Below are 23,596 nucleotides of genomic sequence, written 5' to 3'. Positions count from 1 at the left end.
AATACGGTAATGTCAACAGTTTTTACCAGAAAATTTTAAAATTTTATATTTGGGATAAGAGTTTTTTTATTTTTAAAATCTTACTTTTTTGAGAGTAAATCTACCATTACGAACTTCATTAATATTTTAGAGATAGATAGTGATATCTCCTACCACTGTAGATTTTTTTCCCTTTCTTTACCTAAAAATACTAAAAGATAAATAGGCAGAAAATTTTAACTTTATTCTTAGCTTTTTCTATGGCGTTTAATACTCTCCATAAATCTGAATTTTATATACATAGGATGTAGGGGGACGTTCTCAACCTTCTCGTTGTAGGGTTCCACCTTAACTACTATAACCTTAGTTTTGTTATCATTGAGAGCTTCTTCTATTATTCTTCTTAGATTTTCTTCCTGGGATACCTCCACAGCATCTATTCCACAGGCCCTTGCTATTCCACATAGACTGGTATTTACTGTATGTGTTTTTTGATTACCTGTAGAACCATAGGCTGAGTTATCTATAATATAGAGCATAAAGTTATTTGGCTGTGTATAGCCTATGGTAGATAAGGCACCTAAGTTCATAAGTAGAGATCCATCCCCTTCTATAGCTATTACCTTCTTATTCAGGGATAGAGCTAAACCTAAGCCTATAGAAGAACAGAGACCCATAGATCCTAACATGTAGAAGTTCTCCGGTCTATCTTTTATATGGTATAACTCCCTACTGGGAAATCCTATATTACAGACTACTATTTCATCTCTTATATATTCCATAAGTATCCTTATTGCATCTATTCTTCTTAGCAACATACCACCTTAATCCCTATATCTCTCAATTATCTCCCTTAGATTTAAAGTGCCCCTGTGTATCCCAGTGCCTATAAGTACGCCCTGAATACCCATATCGTAGCATCTTTTAAGATCTTTCTCATCTCTTACCCCACCACCAACGTATATAGGATTTTCCACCTTCTTCATAACTTCTTCCACCAGATTCCAATTTATACCTCTTTGGGTACCTACAGAAGATATATCCAGTATTATTAAAGGTATAGAGCTATTTAATCTATCTAAGATCTCTTCTAAGGTATAGTTTATGGGACTTAACAACTCGCCATTCTTAAAGTCTAAACTAAGTATTATGTCTTCATTTAACAGATCTAAATCTCTTAAGGTTTCTGTTCCTACAACGACCTTATCACATATATTTAAAGATCTAAGATTTTCCAGTTCCAACTTCGAGGTAATACCCCCATCTAAAATTTTGTATCCCTCTATACTCTTTATTATACAGAAGTTGTTGCCCTTCTTCGTTATAGCATCTAAGTCTGCAATATATATCTTTTCTGCCCCTTCCCTTCTGTATCTTCTTGCCACCTCCAGAGGGTCTGATGAGTTGCATAAAACTGTTTTTAAGGGCCTGTAGTTTTTCCTATCTCCACCTCTACCACAAACTGCTATACCACTCATTATATCCAATACTGGGATAATCTCCATAATATCTCCCCTGTAAATAATTAATATAACATTGTGTACAATGATTATTGATAGCTACTAAAAGTAACAATTTAAAAAATAAATAAAAGCCTTATATATTTATGATAGAATAGAAAAATAAAATAATAAATTACCATAAAAAGGGGAATAAAATCCATACTTATCTCTCAAGGTATTTCTTTTTCAGTGTTTAGGTATTTTAAGAATGTCTGTTTTTTGATTTATTTATCTTTATTTTTTTATTCTTATAATTATTAATTTTTATCACGATTCCTATTAGGAACTTAAGTATTTTTTAATCAATCACCAGATAGAAGTACTATAAAGAATTATGGTGATATCAATGGTGAAGAATATAAACGTAGGTATATTTGGACATATAGACCATGGGAAGACAACCTTGGCAAAGATCCTAACAGAGATACCTTCAACATCTTCCTTAGATAGATTACCAGAATCTAAGAGAAGGGGCATTACCATAGATCTTGGTTTCTCCTTCTTTAAATTGAAGAATTATCTAGTTACTTTAGTAGATGCTCCTGGGCATGCAGATCTCATAAGGGCGGTAGTTGGTGCTGCCGAGATCATAGATCTAGCTCTTTTGGTAGTGGATGCTAAAGAAGGGCCAAAAACCCAAACTGGAGAACACCTCCTAATACTGGACTACTTCAACATACCTACTATAGTAGTTATAAACAAAATAGATATCGCTTCCGAGGAAGAAGTTAAAAGAACTGAAGAGTTCATGAAGGCTATACTCAGCTCAACGGAGAATTTAAAGGGAAGTAAAATTCTCAAGATATCTGCAAAGGAAGGTATTGGGATAGAGGTGTTAAAAGATACTATAAGGGAAATGCTAGATAAAATGGAAATAGTAAGGAACACTGAAGACTACTTTAAAATGCCCATAGATCATGCATTTCCAATAAAAGGTATCGGTACAGTTATCACAGGTACTGTACTTAGAGGAAAGGTGAAAGTAGGGGATGAGTTAAAGATACTACCACTGAATAGTACTGTAAAGGTTAAAAGTATTCAGAAATGTAAGGAGAATGTGGATGAAGCTTATTCAGGGGATAGGATAGGGATGGCTGTTCAGGGAGTAGATTCAAAGGAGTTGTTTAGGGGATGTGTCCTAACGTCCCTAGATACTAAGTTAAAGGTTGTAGATAGTATAGTTGCAAGGATAAAAATATCTCCTCTATTTAAGTATCCTTTGAAACCTAGGATGAGAATACATTTAAATATAGGGATGTTGGTAATACCTGCAAGGATGATACCTTTTAAGAAGATGGAAATAGATGGAAGTATGGAAAACATCATCTTAAGAGAGATTAAAGGAGGAGAGGAGTGCTACTGTGTATTTCAATTGGAGGAAAAGGCTGTAGCAGAGATAGGAGAGGATATACTTATAACCAGGCTGGATCTACCACCTACAACCTTAAGGATATGTGGTAAAGGTGAGATAGTAGATTTTAGAAAAGTTGAGGAGTTGAATATTAAAAGAATGATCTTCAAGAGAGGTAGGATTAAGATAGATAAAAATAGAATACTTGTCGTAGGTTTGGCTAACTCTAAGGAAGAAGCTGAGAGATTCATTGGATATGAAGTAGTAATCCCTGAAAAAAATATTAAGGGAAGAATAAAAGGAACCTTTGGAACCAAGGGATACTTAGTGGCAGAATTTGATGAGGAGGTGGAAAATAGGGATGAAGTTATCCTAAGGAGGTTGATAAGGTGGAAATGATAAAAGGGGCATTTGTGGGCACAGTTGAGGCACCTTCTAAGGTTATACTCTTTGGAGAACATGCTGTAGTTGAAGGTTACGGTGCCATCTCCATGGCTGTAGATCTAAGAACCAGGGGGAAGATCTTTGAAAGTGAGAAGGATATAGTTATAAATCTTAAGGATTTAGGAAGATCTCTTACCTTGGATATAGAGAATATCCCTAAATTAGATCTAAAGAATTACAATAGTGGTGTAAAATACGTCCTCTGCGCCATTAAATCCATAGTAAATTACTTAAAAGATAGGGGGTACGAAGATTTTAAACCATTTAAGTTAGACATATCCTCCGATATCCCTATAAGTTGTGGGCTGGGATCTTCTGCTTCTGTGGTAGCTACTACGATAAAATCTTTTCTATCTACCAACGCCATCTCCATTCCAAAGAAAGAGTTATGTAAAATATGTTTTTCAGTAGAGAAAGAGGTCCAGGGAAGGGCCAGTATTACAGATACTGCAACTGTTATCTACAACAGTGTCTTGAAGATCAAAAACAGTAATGATTTCGAGGTTTTGAAAGGTACTAAACTCTACAAACTTCTTAAAGGTTGCCATTTCTTAGTGGTCCATGTCGAAAAGAGGAAGAAAAAAACCGCTGAACTTGTTAAGGAGGTTGCAGAACATCCGAGAAAGGAAGAGATCTTTAGATCCATAGGTAAAATAGTGGATAAAGTTGAGGAAGTATCCACATGGGAGGAGTTGGGATGTCTTATGGTGAAAAATCATGAACTACTGAGGGAGTTGGGAGTTTCTACCAGCAAGATAGACAAGGTTGTAGAGTTAGGTAGTAGATACGGATACGGTGCAAAACTCTCAGGTGCAGGTGGTGGGGGTATTGTTATAATATTGACAGATGAAGATAGAAGAGAAGAACTGTTGAAGTCTCTAAAAGAATTGGAGGTTTTAGATGTATTTGAGTGTAAGGTGGGCATGAAATCAGAAAATCAAAAGGGGTAAAATGAATTTATTTACTGTATAATTGTTATTACCCAAAAATATTTCTATTAAAAATCCCCGATAAAATAATAAATAAAAAAATAATAAAAAAATAAAAAGTGTTATAATGTGGTCTAAAGAGTAAAGGTTGTATTTTAACTTCTTACCGTCTAATTAAATATTTAACATTTTTTAAAATTTTTATTTTTTGGTTATATATTAATTTTTATAACCTTGATCTTAAAAACAACTAATAAAATAATGATAATAAAGTAAAAAAATTAACCATATTCCTTATCCGAGGGATGTTTTCTAAACTGGGATAATGATAAAAAATTATTCCCATGATATTGAGAATCTCCAACAGACATGGTTAGAAGATATTAGAGAGAATCCCTCCGTTCCTCCGTTCCAATGTTCAGAAGTAGAGAAGATATATTATTATGTTTTAGAATAAAAAGGTTTTATTTTTTAATCTTTTTTGTTTAATTTTTTATAATTAATATAATTATTTTATTTAATAATTATTTTATTTACGAGTACTGATTTATTATTATTTTATCGAGTCTTCCTGGTAATTTTAATTTAAAAAAGTTCTGTATTTCAACAATTATATAAAATAGTATTAAGATTGAAAATTTCATCTTTTATAGAGTAAAGAAGGTCAAACAGCTTCTACTCTACAATTATGGATCTCGTTATATCTCTCTCTTCTCGTTTGATATGACAGTTATTCTTGTACCAGGCACAATACCTAAATCATGGAGTTTTTTATATCACTCCTTATTTCTTTAATAAGGTATCATCTCCTATTTTATGCAAAGCCTAAGAGCTGTCCAATGTTATATACCACTATGCCTACCAATGTAGCCAATGTCAAGTTATACCCTACTGCAAATAAAGTCCATTTTACACTCTTTCCTGTTTCATGGAATAAAGTTGCTATTGTAGCTAAACATGGAATGTATAATACAGTAACTAAGGTAAAGACAAAGGCCTGTAGTGGAGTTAGTGATTCAACTATGTTAGGAATTCCACCGTAAGCCATCGTCATGGTAGATACTACCAACTCTTTGGCAATGATTCCAGAGAGTAGTGCAAGTGCCCCTCTCCAATCTATCCCCATAAGTTGAGTTATAGGTTCTAATATCTTTCCCACTATCATACCGTAACAGTTCTCTTCACTTGGATAGTAAAGTAAGTAATAGAACAGTATAGAACCTGCCAATATCACAGTTCCTGCCTTTATTAGAAAGTATTTTGTATATACCCAGGTTCTTTTAAGAATATAATTCCAATCTGGTAATCTGTAGGGAGGTAGTTCGAAGATAGGTTCTTCAGGCTTACCTTTTACTATATACTTACCAATAACGTAAGATACTAGACTTAAGAGGATGAGAGTTATACTCACTATTCCCATTGCAAATAAAGCAACATGCTTTTCAAAGAACGTAGCAGCCATAAATGTAATTACTTCAAACCTGGCAGCACATGGGACAAGAGGTAGTACAAGGAGGGTACTAATTCGCCTAAGAGTATCAGAAATTATCCTAGTAGCCATTATACCCGGGACGTTACATCCAAAACTCACTATAATAGGTATTGTAGAACTTCCACTAAGGCCCATTCTGGCCATTATCTTATGGAAGAGAGCTGAAACCCTAGTTAGATATCCAAAATTCTCCAATAGAGTTAGAGAAAACATCATAAAGGCTATATATGGGAAAAAGATAAGTACTGACCCTACTCCCTTGATTATCCCATCCACCACAACTCCTGTGAATGGTTCTGGAACTATCCTACTTGCATACACTCCTAAATACTCAAAAAATGTCTTAATGTATTCTATGCATATATTACCTAACCCTATAACAACACTATAGGTTACATACATAACAATGGCAAAAATTATCATCCCGTAGACAGGGTGAAGGAGTATTTTGTCTATATCATCGAATATTATGTTCTCCTTCCAGATATCTTTCAGTATCTCATCTACTTTTTTATATCTTTCCTCGGCAACATAACTCTCTGTATCATGTCTTAGCTCTCTTTCCAACTCTTCTTTTATTTTCTTTACCTCCTTTAAAAGATCTTCATTCTTCTTAAATAACTCTAAAACCTCAGGATCACTCTCGAGGAAGGATATAGCTAGCCATCTTTTTGGAACTCCTTTAAACTTCTCATCTGTAGGTAGGGAATATCTTTCCAACTTTTCAACGATCTTATCTAAGGTATTCTCTAATAGTTCAGAGTATCTAATTTCACAGGGTATAGGTTTGTAATTTAGTATTGTCTCCTTTAAATCTTCTATGCCTATCTTGTACCTACCTGAAGTTTTTACAACTGGAAGCCCTCCTAATCTATCACTAAGTTTCTTATCATCTACTGAGATACCATACTTCTCCGCCTCATCTATGAAGTTTAAACATATTATCGGTGATCTCCCAAGTTCTATCAACTGCAGTGTTAAGTAGAGGTTTCTACTAAGGTTGTTTGTGTCTATTATATCTACAATAATAGCATCTTTATTTTCAATTATGAAATCCCTTGCTATCTTCTGATCTAAGGAGTCTGCTTTTAGAGAGTAGGTTCCTGGTAGATCGACTATGTTGAACTTCATCCCTTTATAAATCATTGAACCTTCTTTCTTCTCTACAGTTACACCTGGCCAGTTACCTACACACTGGGTCATTCCAGTTAGTTCGTTGAATATCGTTGTCTTTCCAACGTTAGGTTGACCTGCTAAGGCAACTGTTTTTACATCTCCCATTGTACCACCGTAAGAACATTGATTTAATCTATGTTAAATTTATTAACTTAAGTTAAATCAAGTATTATAAAAATCAACATTATCAAACTACTCAGAGAAAAAGGCGCGGAGGAAGGGATTTGAACCCTTGCGGGGCAGAGCCCCACCGGATTTCAAGTCCGGCGCCTTAGTCCAGGCTCGGCCACCTCCGCTCTAAGGTCCTAAAACAAGATCCTAAAAGTAAATAAATAAAATAATTCTTATATATATTTTTCGGTTGCATATGTCTAAATATTAATATCCATCAGGTATTACTATGAAGAACGTAGCACTGATATACCCTAATAAATTTAAAGGAGGAATTTCCTGCTTAGCTATGCATATCCTTCACCATCACCTAAATAAGTATAGAGATATCCGTTGTGATATGTACTTCTTAGAGAACTACTCTCAGATAAAGAACAGGGATGCTATAATTATCACCCTACAGTACGAGAACGATTACTTCAACGTAGTGAAAATAGTAGAGAAACTTAAGAATAAGAACCCAGAAGCTATCTTTATTGGGGGAGGTCCCTGTAGTATGAGTAATCCTCTACCTCTAAGTGATTTCTTCGATGTATTTGTAATAGGAGAGATCGAGAGTACTGATATTATGTACCGTCTAATTAACAGAGAGGTAGATGTAGAGGGTACCTACTTCCCGGAGTATCACGGTAAAAGTAAAGAGAACTTCAAAAGTATAAAGAGAGTGTATCCCAAAAAACTTGGCATTGAGGATTATCCAATAAACCAATTTACTCATCCATCAGGAGCCTATGGAAAGGCGTATCTCCTGGAGATAGGCAGGGGCTGTCCAAGGAGATGTAAGTTCTGTATGGCTAGGAGTATATACTACCCTCCTAGATTTAGAAGTTTGGAGGATCTAACCTATCTTGTAGATGAAGGGCTGAAACATACAGATGCTGATAAGGTGGCACTTATAGCTCCTTCAGTTGGAGATTATAAATACATAGTAGATTTATGTAAGTATATAAAGGAGAGGTATAATATACAAATATCTCCTTCTTCATTAAGGGTAGATACAGTAAGTGAAGAACTATTAGAGGTATTGGATATTAAAACCCTAACTATTGCACCAGAGGCAGGAAGTGAAAGGTTGAGAGATTATATTGGAAAGGATATATCCAATGAAGATATAGAGAGGGCGCTGGAGGTTGCAAAGGAGAAAGGTATAGATGGTATAAAACTATATTTTATGGTAGGATTGCCCACAGAAGAGAAGGAGGATATAGAGGAGATAATAAGTCTATCTAAGGATGTTAAAAAGAAATTTAGGAAAGTATCTATAAGTATAAACCCATTCATTCCAAAACCCTGTACAGAATTTGAGAGAGAACCATTTAATATGGAGTCTAAAGCTACTATTAAATACATTGAAAAATCCCTGAAGAGACATGGCGTACGTGTTAGTTATGAGAATTTCAACTCTATGGTTATACAGTGCGTTCTCTCCAGGGGAGATGCATCTCTTGGAAACTTAATAAAAGAATACAATAAACCTAATCAACTACTTAAGTATCTAAAGAAGAAAGGACTTTTAAGTAAATATTTAGGAGCATTGGAGTGAATATAATAATTACAATTATAATTATAATAGTAGTTAAAATATTATTAAATATCAATAAAAATTCTCATGATCATAAACCATTAAAAAAGAAGTATAGAAGACCATCTATAATTTCACTGGTGATATAAACTACATATACAAGGGAATTAAGGGTAGATACACTTGTCTTCTTTGTTGATAAGGTTTCAATCCTTATTTTAATAAATAAACAATATATAATAACAATTATTTATTATTTGGTGATAGTATGAATTACAGTATCTTCCACTTTTCTCTCGATGAGATCAGAGATTTAGTTATCTCTACAGTTGCAATAGCCTTAATCTTTGCATGGCCTGGAAGAGGGTTTTATATATTTAATGATCCAGTATTTCTCTATAGATTTATAATAGCTATACTTATCGTAGGTAGTAGTTTTATCTTTCATGAATTGGCCCATAGGACAGTAGCAAGGTATTTTGGAGCCTATAGTGAATTTAGAGCATGGTTTGAAGGATTAGCTATAGCACTCATTCTAAAAATACTAATAGGATTTACCTTTATAGCCCCTGGGGCTGTGTATATCTTCAAAGATTATCTGACTTCAGAAGAGAGTGGTATAATTGCCCTCTCAGGTCCCCTGTCCAACGTGTTCTTAGCCATCCTTTTCTCTGTATTTTCCATTTTCTTACCTCCATTTACCATTATCTCCCATATATTGTATTTCGGTGTATATATAAACCTCTACCTGGCAGCCTTCAACTTACTACCTGTACCTCCATTCGATGGCTTTAAGGTGTTATCTTGGAATCCTATAATATGGGCAATTGTGGCATTACCTCTATTTTATTGGGCATTTTTTTAAAGTAATTACTGTGGTATTATGGAGTTTGAACTTTGGGTAAGAATAATTAAGGAGAGTATTCAAAAGGGAAATATTGGCCCTTGGGACATTAACGTTGCCAAGATAGCAGATGAGTACATAAAAACACTTAAAGAACTTGAAAGATTCGATATAAGGCTCTCTGCAGATGTTATATTAGTTGGGGGGATACTACTGAGGATGAAGTCCCAGATTCTTTACGAGAAATGTGAATACACCTTCGAGGATGATGATGTTGAAGATAATTCTCTTGAAGATAGTAGAAGTTATGAAGATATCGATGAAAGCTCTCAAAAAAAGGAAAACAGTGTAGATAATGAACATCTGAAGGATAAAAAACAGTTTACAGTTGATGATCTAATAGATACTCTAAAATTGGAACTCATAAAGGTGAAAAGGAATAGGAGAAAGAAAAAAGATAAAACGGAGAATACACTTTACGAAGTTATAGAGGAAATGGAAAAATACGATATCTCTAAACTTATGGAGAATTTAATTTTAGAACTAAGGAAAGAAGGTGTTATTGTATTCCAGAAGAAGTTTCCAGATAGGAGAGATAAAGTTAAAAACTTTTTACCCTGCCTATATCTTGCAAACGAAGGTAAAGTGGAGATCTTTCAGGAGGATGTATTCAAAGAGATGGTAGTTAAGTACAAGGAAGAAAGTACCAACAAAGCTGTATATACTAAACTAAAAGGGTTATAATTAATTTAATATTATTATATTGTTATATATTTTAATATTTAAATTATTATAAGATGGGTTAGTTTAATTCGACAATTGTAGAAAAATAAAAAAATTTATATACCACTACTTATTTTGTAATGATTAATAATGATTAATTTTTTTGAGGTGGGGTTATGATAGAGATCAGATTTCACGGTAGAGGTGGGCAGGGGGCAGTTACCGCCGCCAAAATTTTAGCAAAAGCTGCATTTTACGACGGTAAATACTCCCAAGGATTTCCTTTTTTTGGTGTTGAGAGAAGAGGAGCTCCAGTTATGGCATTTACTAGGATAGATCATAAGAAGATTATTGTTAGATCCCAAGTATACAATCCAGACTATGTGGTAGTCCAGGATGCCACACTTTTAGATACCGTCAATGTTGTAGAGGGGTTAAAGAAAGATGGAATAGTGATTGTAAACACAACTAAAGATGATCTAGACTTGGATTTTAAGACATACACTATTGATGCCACAGGGATAGCTTTGGATATTCTCGGTGTTCCTATAGTTAACACCACAATGTTAGGAGCATTTGTAGGTGCCACTAAGTTGATATCTTTTGATTCCCTTAAAAGGGCGATACTGGATACATTTAGGGGAGAACTTGGGGAGAAAAACACAAAAGCTGCAGAAGTAGCGTATAATATTATCTCAGAAAAGTAAAAGGTGTAATGTATGGTTACAATAGGTGCTATTATATACGAACCTGGAAATACAACTAGAAATAAAACCGGAAACTGGAGGACCTTTAGACCTATCTTAAATACTGAGAAGTGTGTAAAGTGTGAGATATGTTATATATTCTGTCCAGAAGGGGCAATATACGAGGATGAGAATGAAAACTTCAGGATAAACTACGACTACTGTAAAGGATGTTTAATATGTTCTAAGGAATGCCCTACAAACGCCATAACTAAGGTAAGGGAAGAGAAATAAGGTGTGTATTATGGAGAGAGTCGATGTTATTACTGGAACCACTGCAGCCGCTATAGCTGCAAAGTTATCCAAGGTGGAGGTTATTGCAGCATATCCTATAACTCCCCAGAGTGAATGTATTGAGGTATTGGCTAAGTTTATCGCAGATGGGGAATTGGATGCAGAATATATCAAAGCAGAGAGTGAACATTCGGCAATGGCTGCCTGTATAGGTGCTTCTGCAACTGGAGTAAGGACATTTACAGCAACTGCATCTCAGGGATTAGCATTGATGCATGAGATGTTGTATATAGCTGCTGGTATGAGGTTACCTGTGGTTATGCTCAATACAAACAGGGCACTTTCAGCACCTATAAACATATGGTGTGATCATCAAGATTCTATATCTGAGAGGGATACTGGATGGATACAGATCTATGCAGAGGATAACCAGGAAACACTTGACAGTATAATACAGGCTTATAAAATTGCAGAGGATGAAGATGTTCTACTACCAGTTATGGTATGTATAGATGGGTTTATACTTACCCATACCGTGGAACCAGTCCACATACCAGATGAGAAGAAGGTTAGAGATTATCTGGGGGTTTATGAGCCTAAACATGCCTATCTAGATCCAGATAGACCTATAACCCAAGGACCAGTAGGAGTACCTGAATGTTATATGGAAACTAGGAAGCAAATAAGTGATGCTATGGAAAAGGCTAAGAAAGTAATAAAGAGGGTAAATGAGGAATACTATGAGATATTCAACAGGAGGTATGGGAACGGTTTAGTAGAGGGCTACAACTTAGAAGATGCAGATACTGTACTTGTAGCTATGGGTAGTGTCTGTGGAACTATAAAGTACGTGATAGATAGTCTTAAAGAGAAGGGGAAGAACGTAGGACTCCTAAGAGTTAGGACCTACAGACCATTTCCAAAGGAGGATATAAAGGAGATGTTAAAGGAAACTGAGAACGTTGGAGTGTTAGATAAGAATATCTCATTAGGGTTTAACATGGGAGCCTTAGGTATAGAGATAATGGCAACATTGAAGGGCAAGAAGGTATGTAACTACATCGTAGGTTTGGGAGGGAGGGATATTACCCTTCAAAATATAGAAGAGATAATTAAACATCTCGAAGAATCTGAAGATGGAGAAACTAAGTGGATAGGTCTTAAAGAATAATAGGTGATACTATGAATAAGAGATTTCCAAGAGAGGAGTTATTTGCCCCTGGCCACAGGGGATGTGCAGGATGTGGTGCTTCTATTCTCGCCAGGATGGTCTTGAAGACTGTTGGAAGGGATGTAATAGTAGTAAGTGCCACAGGATGTTTAGAGGTATTCTCCACCCCATATCCTGAGACTGCCTGGAGGGTACCTTGGATACATACCGCCTTTGAATGTGGAGGGGCTGTGGCAAGTGGTATAGAGAAGGCGATAAAGGCACTGAAAAAGAGAGGTAAGTTCAAGGATAGGAAGATAACTGTCGTAGCAATAACTGGAGATGGAGGTACTGCAGATATAGGTTTCCAGTCTCTAAGTGGAGCACTGGAGAGGGGACATGACATGGTGTACATAATGTATGACAACGAGGCCTACATGAACACTGGAGTCCAGAGGAGTAGTGCCACGCCTCTCTTTGCCTCTGCAACAACTGCTCCTGCAGGAAAGAAGAGTAAGGGAGAAGACAGGCCTAAGAAAGATATGGCTATGATTGCAGCAGCTCATGGAATTCCATACGTTGCAACTGCATGTATCAGTTATCCTGAGGATCTGATGAAGAAAATTAAAAAGGCCTGTGAGATAGAAGGGCCTACTTTTATCCATGTACTACAGCCATGTACAGTAGGATGGGGATACAACCCAGAAAATACTATAGAAGTAGGAAGGTTGGCAGTTGAGACAGGTTTCTTCCCACTTTACGAGATCGAATACGGAGAGTTCAGGATCACCTACAGACCTACAAAGAGGAAACCTTTAAAGGAGTATATAAGGATGCAGAAGAGGTACAGACATCTAACAGATGAAGATATTGAGATCCTCCAGAAATACGTAGATGAAAAATGCAAACTCTTAGGATTGGAATAAGGAGGGAAAAAAATGAAAAAAATTATAATGACTAACGATGAATGTAATAACTGTGGTGTCTGTATTAAGGCATGTGCTTCTGTACATGGAGGAGTAAGTAGAATAGGAATTATGGAACACAAAGGAAGATACCTACCTATAGTCTGTCAACACTGTGCCCTTGCACCATGTAAAGAAGTATGTCCAGTAGATGCTATCGAGAAGAGAGGAGAGATAATATACTTAGATGGATCCAAGTGTATAGGCTGTGGATTGTGTGCCTTAGCTTGTCCCTTCGGTGCCATAACTATGACAGACATAGCCCATAAATGCTCCCTCTGTATCGAGAGAAATAATGAGTACGCCTGTGTTAAGGCCTGTCCCAAGAAGTGCTTAGAGGTAGTAGATATAAACGATATTATATTCGAAAAGAGAAGTAAAAACCTTGAGATTATGGATAAATTGAGGAAAAAAGAATTTAAAAAGAATTCTATGATCTCAAAGATAACAATCGCCGCAAAGGTTGACACTAAGCTGTAATTTTAGGTGGAAAGATGAAATTAATACCTAACGCCAAACTCTGTATAGGTTGTAAAAGTTGTGAAAGGGTATGTCCAACAAATGGAATAGTAGTAATAGATAAAACTCCTATAAAGTGTATGCACTGTGAGGACGCTCCCTGTTACAACGTATGTCCAGTTGGAGCCATAGAGTGGATAGAAGACAAGGTAGTAGTAAATGATAGGTGTATAGGCTGTGGTTTATGTGTGGATGCATGTCCTTTTGGAATAATAAGGATAGATCCTAACACTGGAAAGGCCTTTAAATGTCATGGATGTTACATGTACGATGTAGAGATGTGTAAAAGCGTATGCCCAACTGGAGCACTACAGTACAGAGAAGAGAACATAGTAAGCAAGAGGGAGAGGCTGGTTTCAAAACTTAAGAGAATATATACCTATATATAATTTTATATACCTATATATAATCTTTCTAATTTTAAATAAGGACTTTTTATAATTTCACAGTTGGATATTCTTTTTTATAATAAAAATTACCAATCTTTATCTCAGTGTTTAGAAAATATTTTATTATAAACGATTATTATTATTTTTATTCTCTTTTCTTGAAGGTGTGTTAATCTAAGAAGAAAAAATAGTGATAAGGATAGAAAATCTATTGATAGGCGAAACAATGGAAGGTATAAGATACATTGACGCCCACTGCCATTTAGAAGATAAAAAATTCAACAGAGATAGAGAAGAAGTTATAAACACCTGTAGAGAAAAAAATATAGAGATAGTCACAAGTGGAGTAGGTATTGGGGGTTGTAAGAGAGCCTTAGAGATCAAAAAGAGACATCCTGATATCTATCTTACCCTGGGATTTCATCCCCACAGTGTAAGAGCAGATGAGAAGGTTATAAAAGAAGTTTACAACATAGTAAAAAACTGTGAAAAGTATATAGTCGCAGTAGGGGAAGTAGGTTTAGATATAAAGGATGAAAATCTCCCTCGTCAAAAGGAGATATTCGAGAGATTTATATCTATCTCTGAGGAGTTAGATAAACCTTTAGTAGTCCATGGAAGGGGATTGGAAAGGGAGTGCTACAACATTATCAACAACCGGGTAGTATCCATGTTCCACTGTTACAGTGGAGATGAAAAACTTGCAAAGGAGTTGATAGAGAATGGACATTACATCTCTATATCTACACTTATATGCATTTCTCCACATCATAGAGATCTTGTTAAGAATTTAGATCTTGAAAACATCTTAGTTGAGACAGACAGTCCTTATCTCACACCTGTTAAAGGTAAAAAAAATACGCCCCTCAACGTTATAAAGGTCATAGAAGCGATATACAGTATAAAGAAGGAAGAAGGTTATAGTTACAAGGAAGTTGTTAAGTTAATCTACAACAATACAAAAAGATTTTTTAATATATAAATTTAGGTTCCATTAAAAGGAGAAGCCAAAGAATAACAAAAAAATAAAAAAATTAAAAATAAACTTCTAAGAAGGATGGTTACAGAAATCTCTCTATTTCTCTAGCACTCGATATAGCTCGGGGAATAAGAGTCATTTAACTTTTTTATCTGGTTATTACCTTTATTTAGATATTAAAATTTTTTAATTTTTATTATTTAAAAATGTTATGTATTAATAAATAAAAAAGTGTCCAGGAACATCCGAAGGTAAGGATAGCCTCTCCTTTTATTTTTTATTTTTGATTTTAATCATTCTCTTTATAATTTTACTTTTTAACAGTTAGTTGTTAGTTTAAAAGGTTTGTTGAAGGCTATAATAAAAAGTTTATAAATAAAAGGGTATAAAACTTCTGTTATATTACACTTCCCCGAATTTTCTCCGAGTATTTGAAAAGGGCGAATTACCGTCGTTAAACAGGTTAATTTTATGTGTTTGTCCCTACAATCTTTTAAGATTTTTATTTTTAATTTTTATCTACTCTAAATAAATTTTCATTTATTATAACACTTATTATTTTATTTATTATTTTATTGAGATCTTTGCCCTTAGAGAAGAAGCCAGATTTAATTATTCTAATTAGTCTATTTTATACCTCAAAATAGCGGCGATACCTTTGAATGCCTTGTATATCTGACTACCTTCTTCAGTATCTGTAGATACAATCTTTAAGGTTGTTCCAGACTCTTCACAGAGTTTGGCAAAGTACTCGATAATATCTTCTTTATCAGCGATATACAACATACCACCACACTGTGGACAGGATTTCGTTTTAAGATTCTCTTCGAATTTTTGGAGTTCATCGTTTTTTACATTTATCTCCTGGGTGTAACTACAGTTGTTACACTTTACAGTTACTCTGGACATATTGATATTATCAGTGATGATGAGGGTATCTACGGCACCCATCTGGAGATATCTCATAACCTCCTTTTCACCGTAGGCTGCGAGACCACCATCTTCCTTTATAAGTTCTTTAAAGAATCTCTGAATAACTTCCTTCTCTTTTATTAACTCTATGTCCTTTAAAACATCAGAAGCTTTTTCCAATAGTTCCCTTATTCCAAACTCCTCGGTATAACATATGTCAAATGTATCGATAATTATCTTCCTCAGTTCATGGTTGAGGTATCCTTTCTTTACAAACTCGATCTTCGTATTCCCTGGCCCTCCAATAAGTATTCCCTTTAATTTCTTCTCCTTCAACAGAGGTAGAAACTCCTCATTTGCATACTCTCCTACCCTTTTCATAAATTGATGTGCAGCGTCGTCTATTAGCCTTTCCAATCTCCTTGCAGATTGTCCACCAGCCTTGAACTTCCCAGGAACCCCACTAGTTAGCCTCTTAAGTATCTGTATATTCTTACCTTTAACAATCCCAATTGTAGCCTCACTTCTATCTATAAGTATAATACCGTATGTATCTTTCTCCTCTAGGAACTCCTCCAATGGTTCTGTGTAGAACTGAGAATCACATCTGTATATAAACGTCTTTATTGGTTCAGGTGGTTCCAATACATATGTCTCCATCTTTTCAGTCCCTGGCCCTCCTCTGGGAACCATCCCTGAGAATATAATAACTCCTTTCTCAAGAGGTTCTTTTAGGAGTTTTAACCTTTGGAGAATTGCCTCAATTGCAGATTGGACGTTTTTCCTCGTTGTTTTACTTTTGATGTTGGAAGATTGGGAGAGTTCCTCTCTTAGATACTGAGCTACATCAGATATCCTCCTCCTTGCCGGTATATAGAGGCTAATTAACTCAGTACCCTTTCCCTTTTTACTTTTCAACTCCTTAATAGCCTTTTTAAATAGGTAAATATCTTTCTCTCTTTTACTACTCTCCATTGATACCACCATATTCTTTTTATAAAACTTCGAAATATTTTAAAAGTTATAATTATTATTTATTAGTTTTTAAGGTTAAAAACAACTTTTAGTCTTCTGGTGAAATGTGATGAAGATATATCTAAAGTTTATATATTCCTTTATGGTGATAATGATCTTAGCATATATAATAAAGAAGAAAGGTTACTTGGATGACGTTGGTATAGCAGTCTCAACTCTAATGGCCTTTGTCATACTGATGGGAACAGATATAAAATGGCTACTGATAATATTAAGTTTCCTGATGTTAGGTAGTTTAGTCAGTAAGATAGGACGTTCTAAAAAAGAATCTATGAATCTTTATGAGGAGAGAAGATCTCTAAAAAATGTACTTGCAAATGGGTTGGTGGCAATTTTAGTAGTGATAATGTATATCTTCGGTATCCTAGATTATAATACAGCCCTCTTTGGATACGTGGGGGCTATCTCTGCAGCCACTTCAGATACCTTCTCCTCCGAGTTAGGTGTCCTATCTGAAGAAACTCCAAGGCTGATAACCACCTTTGAGAAGGTTGAGAAGGGTACTGATGGAGGCATAACGTTATGGGGTGTCGTTGTAGGTGTGGTAGGTGGTTTTCTCATAGGTCTTTTAGCCACTTTACTTTTCAACAACAACTACCTTCTTATAATTGGTACCTTCTCAGGTATCTTAGGGAACCTCTCAGATAGTCTCTCTGGAGCACTCTTTGAAAGAAAGGGAATATTGAACAACGAACATGTTAACTTTATATGCACGATAGTAGGATGTATCTCTGCTGTGGTGATGTATAAAATCCATGAGATGTTTTGGATTTAAACAAAACATTAAATATAAGTGTTACTGAATAGACGGAATCTTATAAAACTCCAAATTTCTCTTCAATAAGAAATAACAAAAAATTTTTGTTAATAACCATATCCTAGTGGATATATTGTTGATATGAGGATGTGAGAGTTTTATTCCTTCAAAGATTTCCTGATGAAGCCCGACTAATAAAGGTAGAGCGAAGAGAAACTCCTTTAGATTTGACTATTATATTTTAAATTACTTGGGGAGAAGACTGTAATATATTTTATATTATTTAAATTGAAATCTTCCCTTTTAAAACATTCAGGAACATTTTTATATATTATTTTTATTTTTTCGATCTTTATATTCACTATTATTCTTAATCTTATAGTAATGATACTCCACAGTTTTTAAATTCAACCCTGTGATCCTAGATATTTCCCAAGGTTTCTTATCCATATATCTTGTTACAATTTCTCTGTTTTTAGATGGCCTTCCTACCCTTACTTTTAGAGATTTAACAGTTAAACCAATTTCTTTTAAGGCGTTAATAAGTTTTTTCTTAGTACGTCTGTACTTGGAAGGTGGTAGATATATAGTATTTACGTTGCTATTCTCCAGTAGATATATTATCAGATCTTTCGATAGTTCTGTGTTTATATAGATTTCATCCTCCCCCCCTAATTCCATCTTCTTCAACTTTTCAATAATCTCCTTGGGGGACTTCCCTCTGACTTCTATCATGTAGAAATCACCATTCTTTATATCATTTCAGGTTGGGTGGTATTATGATATCTATGATATCATAGGCATGAATATCCATATTAAAAGTATATACTTAAAAATAATATTAAAAAATTAAAAACAATAAATAACAAGATTAAAAAATTATTATAAAAAGAACAAAGATTAACAGAAATTTATTCTATTTTTCTTAATATACAGTGTAAAGTAGGGGACAATATCTACATTATTAATTTTTTATCTGTATTTTCTCTTTATTAGATTATTCTATAATTAATATTAACTTACATTATTTATAAGCTTCACTGTTAATTAAAAGGGTTTATACATCTGTATTATAGAAAGGTATCAATAACTACCATTTAAATATACACCATTCCATAGTAAAAATAGAGGTGATACCATGGTTATAAGTGCCAAAGACTTTAATCCAAAACTTCCAAAAAAAATGGTGGAGATTGGACAAAACATAGGAGAAGAAAATATAATAAGATCTTTTTCTCGGTGCTACCAGTGTGGGACCTGTACAGGAGGATGTCCAAGTGGAAGAGTAACTGCATATAGAACGAGAAAGTTAATAAGAGCCGCCTTATTCGGATATGGAGATTATATAAAAAGTGAAGACCTTTGGAAATGTACAACATGTTATACCTGCTACGAGAGATGTCCAAGAGATGTTAAGATCACAGAAATCATCAAAGCTATGAGAAATGTAGCCTTCCAGATGGGATACGTTGCCCTAGCCCATAGAAAAACTGCACTTTACGTATTTTTAACTGGTCATGCAGTACCTATAAACGACAAGATAAAGGATGTTAGGAAGAACATAGGCTTAACTGAGGTACCTCCAACAACCTACAAGTATCCAGAAGTATTGGAGCATATAAGGGGAATTATGGAAGATACTGGATTCTGTAAAAATGCAGGTATCAACCCTGAAACTAAGAAATTAGAGGAGATTAAAACTAAGGACTGGACAGAGGTTGACTAAAAAGGTGAAACTATGAAGGAGATGGAATTCATTTTTTTCCTTGGATGTATTGCACCTAACAGGTATCCTGGTATAGAGAGTGCAACCTATAAGGCGTTGGATAAGTTAGGTATAAAGTTACATCCCTTTGAGAAGGCTTCCTGTTGTCCCGCCCCAGGAGTATTTGGTTCCTTCGATTTACTAACATGGCTAACCCTTGCAGGGAGGAACCTCTGTGTTGCAGAGGAGAAAGGGTTAGATATACTAACTATCTGTAACGGTTGCTACGGTTCTCTCTACGAGGCAAACCATATACTCCATGAGAACGAGAGGACAAGGGAGAAGGTTAATAAGATCCTTTCAAAATACGGCTACGAGTACAAGGGAAAGGTACGTGTTAGACATCTGCCAGAGGTACTCTACTTCGACTACGGCCCAGATGCCATAAGGGAGAAGGTCGTAAGGCCATTGAACTTAAACGTAGCTGTTCATTACGGATGTCACTATTTGAAACCAACTGATATAAAAAAGATAGAGAGTGCAGAAAGGCCAAAATCCTTCGATGCCCTTGTAGAGGCTATAGGTGCTAAATCTATTAACTACCCAGATAAACAGATGTGCTGTGGTGCTGGAGGAGGTGTAAGAGCTAGAGACTTAGAGACAGCACTGAAAATCACAGAGATGAAAATAAGAAATGTACTTAACTCAGGAGGGGACTGTATTACAGAAGTATGTCCATTCTGTCATCTACAGTTTGACAGGGGACAGATAGAGATAAAAGAGAAATTTGGAAGAGAGTATTCATTACCAGTTATACACTACTCCCAGTTGTTGGGCCTTGCCATGGGTATGAAACCTGAAGATGTCGCCCTAGATCTACACTTTATATCTTGTGATCCAGTGCTTGAGAAGTTGGGGTTGAAGAAATAATTTTTACTTTATTTATAATATTTTTAAACATAAATTAGAACATAATTAGAACAATAAATATAATAATAATGTATAATAAAATATATAATAAAATTAAATCTCCTATTCCTCCAGTGCTCAGTATAGGTGAGAACTCGAGATTTTATCCTTTTTTATTCTTTATCAAGTATCTTAAGATTTTTTAATAGTTTAACTACTCTACCTACTAAAAATCCTCAGGACGTATTTCATCCAATTGGTAATTGAAGTCATTATTTATATACATCTCAAACTCCTTAGGTGTTAGAAGTATCTTTCTATATTTTATATAGTCATCTAGCACTATCCTTGGACAGGCACATACAACGTAGGCATCTACGTTATATACGAGGTCTTCAGGGTTGATGTTATCTAAGACAATTGGAATATATTTTATACCTCTCTCCTTGAGTATCTTAATTATTCTCTCGAATACACTTATTCTACACTGGCCCTTTTTTGTAGATAGTATAACTCCAATTTTCCTGGGGGGATTTAGATACAACTTGGATATTACTCCTAACCTCTTTTTTATAAAACTTTCAACTTCATCTCTCCCTATCTTGAAGAACTCTCTTGTTATAGGGTTATATACAGGTATCTCCTTTCTAAATTTATATGCTAACATTAAGGGGTGGAATCTTCCACTTCCTATATAGAGAATATCTCTATTATCATCTAAGATTATATCGGCCCTACAACCAAGTATTAAATGGGGATTATACCTACTGAGAATCTTTTTGAACTGTACAGTAGTAGTTATTACAGGATCTTTATACTTTCCAAGTATTCTATCGATATCTCTGTAGATCCCCATCAAATGTTCTCTATCAGGTTTGTAATAAACTGGAATATAGACAACAGGTATCTCCGATCTTACGTAAGGCAATTCTTCATGCCCATAGTGTATAATAAGATCTACATTTAGATACTTCCCCTCCTTGTCACATATATCACAGGCCCCAAAGGCACTCCCTCCCCACATTATAAATTCCATATCTTTCCAACCTCTATCTTTAAAGTATCTCTTTATACTATCTATCTCCCTCTCCACATTTAACTTCAACCCTTCAGGAGCCTGGAATAGTATTCTCTTTCCCTTATACCTTAATATCTCTCTTATAACCTTCTCCTTTTCCAAATCCCACATCCTATCAAACCTTACTCCTTTTTCTTACTTACAACCTTTATACTATCTATCTCGGTATCTGGATATTGTCCATTTTTATCTTTCTCAATAGATTTTACCATATCCCATATTGTTAAAAGTGCCACTGAAACTCCTGTAAGTGCTTCCATCTCTACACCTGTTTTATAAGTAGTTCTTACTTTCACCTCTACTTCTATACCGTCTTTCTTAGTTTTAAATTTAACATCTACTCCAGTTATAGGGATAGGATGACATAAAGGTATTATACTTGGAGTGTTTTTCACGGCCATTATCGCTGCAACCTGGGCTGTAGTTAGTACATCTCCCTTTATTACTTCTCCCTTAGATATTGCCTCTACTGTGGAAGGTTTTAATTTAATAAAGCCCCTTGCAATACATACTCTATTTTTATCTTCTTTATCTGAGATATCTACCATCTTCACTCCCTTTTCATCCACATGGGTCAACATTTTTTTCACCTTTTTAACTGTTAAAATTTAATAACAAGGTAATAATTAATAATAAATAACAGTTACGATATAGTAAAATTATACCTCTGTGGGAAGATGAGGGTTGAGGGTACGACTAAAAAAATAATGGAACTTCTAACAGAGTGTAACACAGTTAAAGAGATCTCCAGTAAGCTAAATATACATCCGAAGAATGTAGATAGATATATAAGGGTTTTAAGGGATTTAGGGCTAGTAATTACAAAAAAGGGTAAAAATGGAGGGGTTTATTTAACAGAAGAAGGAAGGTATCTAATAGAGAGAGGCAATATCAGTTTACTAACTAGGAAGATCAGGATAGTGGCTGAGGATAGGATAGGATTACTAGCAGATATATCTTCGAAGATATCGGAGATAGGAGGTAATATATTATCAACAACTCTTGAAAAGGAAAAGAACAATGTGGTTATCTGGCTTGAGATAGAGAACGTAGATGTGGAAGAGTTAAAGAGAGTATTAAAGCCCTATATTAAAAGTTTGGTGGTATTATGATTGAAGTAGAATTAAAAGTTAGATTGAAGAAAGATGAAATACCAAATCTTATCCGCAAACTGGAAAATTTAGGATTTAAAAAATATACTAAAATGGAGGAAATCGATACCTACTTTAACGGCATAGATAGGGATTTTAGAAAAACTGACGAGGCACTTAGGGTTAGAAAAGCTGTAGATTTCCACAAGAAGTATATAAACTACTATTTAACTTACAAGGGGCCAAAGATAGACGATAAATCAAAGACTAGGGAGGAGTATCAGGTTATTGTAAATGATGGAGATGTTACTAAGGTAATACTAGAAAAACTTGGATTTAAATCACTACCTCCAATTAAGAAGATAAGGGAGATATACAAAAACAGTGGAGATATAACTGTATCTATTGACGAGGTAGAGGGAATAGGATATTTCGCCGAATTTGAAAAAACTGTTAAATCCGAATCTGAGAGAGAAGATGCCATGAAGGATCTTATGGACTTAATCAGATCTTTAAATATCAGTGATGAGAGGTTGATAAGACTATCTTATTTGGAGTTGAGGGATATCTATGAAAAAGAAAGGTAAAAATAAATATAATAAAAATAAAAAATATAATAAAAATTATGATAAGGAGTTAAAGAAACTACTAACTGTATTCATAGGGATAATTATATTACTCTCCCTTATCCCCTATTTCCTGATGATATAGTAGTTTAATACTTCATAGTTAACTGGTAGGCTTTATTAGCCCAGTCGTCTAGTATCTCATTAATACTTTTGTAATTCATCATTTTCTTTTTTCTTGCTATTTTTTTCAGTTTGCATATAATACATTTCATCTCATATTCAGACATCATAGGGGCTGTGAGTAGTAGTCCAATAGCTAAAATGTCTATCTCCTCTATATCTAGGATACTACTATCTCTTTCCATAGTAAATACCTCCTAGATACAGTGTTAAAGTATACTTTAGATATACTAAAAAAAACTTTA

The 23,596-nt window shown here is 34.7% G+C and carries 26 protein-coding genes and 1 tRNA gene; 18 read left to right on the top strand and 9 right to left on the bottom strand.

The window, feature by feature from the left end; all coding sequences use genetic code 11:
- Nucleotides 1–227: 227 nt before the first annotated feature.
- Nucleotides 228–797 carry a sulfopyruvate decarboxylase subunit beta gene (gene comE / locus MHHB_RS00620; RefSeq protein ID WP_131006685.1) on the bottom strand — a complete coding sequence of 190 codons (570 nt, stop codon included), beginning with the start codon at nucleotides 795–797 and terminating at the stop codon, nucleotides 228–230.
- Between the two features lie 6 nt (nucleotides 798–803).
- Nucleotides 804–1,484 carry a HisA/HisF family protein gene (locus MHHB_RS00615; RefSeq protein ID WP_131006684.1) on the bottom strand — a complete coding sequence of 227 codons (681 nt, stop codon included), beginning with the start codon at nucleotides 1,482–1,484 and terminating at the stop codon, nucleotides 804–806.
- Between the two features lie 343 nt (nucleotides 1,485–1,827).
- Between MHHB_RS00615 and selB the strand changes: the two genes are divergently transcribed.
- On the top strand, nucleotides 1,828–3,231 hold the full coding sequence (gene selB, locus MHHB_RS00610) for a selenocysteine-specific translation elongation factor (RefSeq protein ID WP_229701892.1): 1,404 nt from the start codon (nucleotides 1,828–1,830) through the stop codon (nucleotides 3,229–3,231).
- Nucleotides 3,228–4,226 (top strand): mevalonate kinase, encoded by a 999-nt coding sequence (gene mvk / locus MHHB_RS00605; RefSeq protein WP_192893790.1) that lies wholly within the window; start codon nucleotides 3,228–3,230, stop codon nucleotides 4,224–4,226. The genes selB and mvk overlap by 4 nt, the downstream gene beginning before the upstream one ends.
- Before the next feature lie 793 nt (nucleotides 4,227–5,019).
- On the opposite strand, the gene feoB is transcribed toward mvk, so the two are convergent.
- Together feoB and MHHB_RS00595 are read right to left on the bottom strand one after the other, a co-directional pair.
- Complete coding sequence (gene feoB / locus MHHB_RS00600) at nucleotides 5,020–6,978, bottom strand: ferrous iron transport protein B (RefSeq protein WP_131006682.1); 1,959 nt, start codon at nucleotides 6,976–6,978, stop codon at nucleotides 5,020–5,022.
- A gap of 104 nt (nucleotides 6,979–7,082) precedes the next feature.
- Nucleotides 7,083–7,169 (bottom strand) — tRNA-Ser (locus MHHB_RS00595).
- 98 nt (nucleotides 7,170–7,267) lie between these two features.
- Here MHHB_RS00595 and MHHB_RS00590 point away from each other — a divergent pair.
- The 10 genes from MHHB_RS00590 to MHHB_RS00545 all read left to right on the top strand — a co-directional run bounded on the left by MHHB_RS00590 (nucleotide 7,268) and on the right by MHHB_RS00545 (nucleotide 15,118).
- Entirely contained in the window at nucleotides 7,268–8,587 is a 1,320-nt protein-coding gene (locus MHHB_RS00590; RefSeq protein ID WP_131006681.1) for a B12-binding domain-containing radical SAM protein, read from the top strand.
- Between the two features lie 247 nt (nucleotides 8,588–8,834).
- Complete coding sequence (locus tag MHHB_RS00585; protein WP_192893782.1) at nucleotides 8,835–9,431, top strand: site-2 protease family protein; 597 nt, start codon at nucleotides 8,835–8,837, stop codon at nucleotides 9,429–9,431.
- Between the two features lie 18 nt (nucleotides 9,432–9,449).
- A complete protein-coding gene (locus MHHB_RS00580) occupies nucleotides 9,450–10,154 on the top strand; it encodes a segregation and condensation protein A (protein ID WP_131006680.1) in 705 nt (234 codons plus the stop codon).
- Nucleotides 10,155–10,309: 155 nt separating this feature from the next.
- Entirely contained in the window at nucleotides 10,310–10,840 is a 531-nt protein-coding gene (locus MHHB_RS00575; protein ID WP_131006679.1) for a pyruvate ferredoxin oxidoreductase subunit gamma, read from the top strand.
- Between the two features lie 12 nt (nucleotides 10,841–10,852).
- Complete coding sequence (porD, locus tag MHHB_RS00570) at nucleotides 10,853–11,113, top strand: pyruvate synthase subunit PorD (protein WP_131006678.1); 261 nt, start codon at nucleotides 10,853–10,855, stop codon at nucleotides 11,111–11,113.
- Nucleotides 11,114–11,123: 10 nt separating this feature from the next.
- Nucleotides 11,124–12,284 (top strand): pyruvate synthase subunit PorA, encoded by a 1,161-nt coding sequence (gene porA, locus MHHB_RS00565; protein WP_131006677.1) that lies wholly within the window; start codon nucleotides 11,124–11,126, stop codon nucleotides 12,282–12,284.
- An 11-nt stretch (nucleotides 12,285–12,295) separates the two neighbouring features.
- The gene (porB, locus tag MHHB_RS00560; protein WP_131006676.1) at nucleotides 12,296–13,189 is read left to right on the top strand and encodes a pyruvate synthase subunit PorB; all 894 of its coding nucleotides are present in this window, start codon (nucleotides 12,296–12,298) and stop codon (nucleotides 13,187–13,189) included.
- Nucleotides 13,190–13,201: 12 nt separating this feature from the next.
- Nucleotides 13,202–13,708 carry a 4Fe-4S dicluster domain-containing protein gene (locus MHHB_RS00555; RefSeq protein WP_131006675.1) on the top strand — a complete coding sequence of 169 codons (507 nt, stop codon included), beginning with the start codon at nucleotides 13,202–13,204 and terminating at the stop codon, nucleotides 13,706–13,708.
- A gap of 14 nt (nucleotides 13,709–13,722) precedes the next feature.
- Nucleotides 13,723–14,136: a 4Fe-4S dicluster domain-containing protein gene (locus MHHB_RS00550; protein WP_131006674.1), complete on the top strand. Its 414-nt coding sequence runs from the start codon at nucleotides 13,723–13,725 to the stop codon at nucleotides 14,134–14,136.
- Between the two features lie 226 nt (nucleotides 14,137–14,362).
- Nucleotides 14,363–15,118 (top strand): TatD family hydrolase, encoded by a 756-nt coding sequence (locus tag MHHB_RS00545; RefSeq protein ID WP_131006673.1) that lies wholly within the window; start codon nucleotides 14,363–14,365, stop codon nucleotides 15,116–15,118.
- A gap of 618 nt (nucleotides 15,119–15,736) precedes the next feature.
- Here MHHB_RS00545 and prf1 read toward each other — a convergent pair.
- A complete protein-coding gene (prf1, locus tag MHHB_RS00540; RefSeq protein WP_394342763.1) occupies nucleotides 15,737–17,014 on the bottom strand; it encodes a peptide chain release factor aRF-1 in 1,278 nt (425 codons plus the stop codon).
- Between the two features lie 97 nt (nucleotides 17,015–17,111).
- Here prf1 and MHHB_RS00535 point away from each other — a divergent pair, with 97 nt between their 5' ends.
- Complete coding sequence (locus MHHB_RS00535) at nucleotides 17,112–17,837, top strand: TIGR00297 family protein (RefSeq protein ID WP_131006671.1); 726 nt, start codon at nucleotides 17,112–17,114, stop codon at nucleotides 17,835–17,837.
- A gap of 306 nt (nucleotides 17,838–18,143) precedes the next feature.
- On the opposite strand, the gene MHHB_RS00530 is transcribed toward MHHB_RS00535, so the two are convergent.
- Complete coding sequence (locus tag MHHB_RS00530; protein WP_131006670.1) at nucleotides 18,144–18,554, bottom strand: hypothetical protein; 411 nt, start codon at nucleotides 18,552–18,554, stop codon at nucleotides 18,144–18,146.
- A 403-nt stretch (nucleotides 18,555–18,957) separates the two neighbouring features.
- Here MHHB_RS00530 and hdrC point away from each other — a divergent pair, with 403 nt between their 5' ends.
- Nucleotides 18,958–19,545 carry a CoB--CoM heterodisulfide reductase subunit C gene (gene hdrC, locus MHHB_RS00525; protein ID WP_131006669.1) on the top strand — a complete coding sequence of 196 codons (588 nt, stop codon included), beginning with the start codon at nucleotides 18,958–18,960 and terminating at the stop codon, nucleotides 19,543–19,545.
- Nucleotides 19,546–19,566: 21 nt separating this feature from the next.
- Nucleotides 19,567–20,454 (top strand): CoB--CoM heterodisulfide reductase subunit B, encoded by an 888-nt coding sequence (hdrB, locus tag MHHB_RS00520; protein ID WP_131006840.1) that lies wholly within the window; start codon nucleotides 19,567–19,569, stop codon nucleotides 20,452–20,454.
- 205 nt (nucleotides 20,455–20,659) lie between these two features.
- Here the strand turns inward: hdrB and MHHB_RS00515 are convergent, their stop codons facing one another.
- Together MHHB_RS00515 and moaC are read right to left on the bottom strand one after the other, a co-directional pair.
- Nucleotides 20,660–21,622, bottom strand: coding sequence for a diphthamide synthesis protein (locus MHHB_RS00515; RefSeq protein WP_131006668.1), 963 nt, complete (start codon nucleotides 21,620–21,622; stop codon nucleotides 20,660–20,662).
- Between the two features lie 11 nt (nucleotides 21,623–21,633).
- The gene (moaC, locus tag MHHB_RS00510; protein ID WP_131006667.1) at nucleotides 21,634–22,092 is read right to left on the bottom strand and encodes a cyclic pyranopterin monophosphate synthase MoaC; all 459 of its coding nucleotides are present in this window, start codon (nucleotides 22,090–22,092) and stop codon (nucleotides 21,634–21,636) included.
- A gap of 96 nt (nucleotides 22,093–22,188) precedes the next feature.
- Here moaC and MHHB_RS00505 point away from each other — a divergent pair, with 96 nt between their 5' ends.
- From MHHB_RS00505 to MHHB_RS06445, 3 genes are read left to right on the top strand one after another with little or no spacing between them, the layout of a single operon-like run.
- A complete protein-coding gene (locus MHHB_RS00505) occupies nucleotides 22,189–22,623 on the top strand; it encodes an ACT domain-containing protein (protein WP_131006666.1) in 435 nt (144 codons plus the stop codon).
- Nucleotides 22,620–23,189, top strand: coding sequence for a class IV adenylate cyclase (cyaB, locus tag MHHB_RS00500; RefSeq protein WP_131006665.1), 570 nt, complete (start codon nucleotides 22,620–22,622; stop codon nucleotides 23,187–23,189). The genes MHHB_RS00505 and cyaB overlap by 4 nt, the downstream gene beginning before the upstream one ends.
- Nucleotides 23,173–23,313: a hypothetical protein gene (locus MHHB_RS06445; protein ID WP_153801560.1), complete on the top strand. Its 141-nt coding sequence runs from the start codon at nucleotides 23,173–23,175 to the stop codon at nucleotides 23,311–23,313. The genes cyaB and MHHB_RS06445 overlap by 17 nt, the downstream gene beginning before the upstream one ends.
- Nucleotides 23,314–23,317: 4 nt before the next feature.
- On the opposite strand, the gene MHHB_RS00495 is transcribed toward MHHB_RS06445, so the two are convergent.
- Nucleotides 23,318–23,536 (bottom strand): hypothetical protein, encoded by a 219-nt coding sequence (locus MHHB_RS00495; RefSeq protein ID WP_229701891.1) that lies wholly within the window; start codon nucleotides 23,534–23,536, stop codon nucleotides 23,318–23,320.
- Between the last annotated feature and the right edge of the window lie 60 nt (nucleotides 23,537–23,596).

This window comes from Methanofervidicoccus abyssi, assembly GCF_004310395.1.
Lineage (GTDB): Archaea > AGJL01 > Methanococci > Methanococcales > Methanococcaceae > Methanofervidicoccus > Methanofervidicoccus abyssi.
Note: the sequence above shows the minus strand (reverse complement) of the source record. Positions and strands in the feature narration are given on the sequence as shown.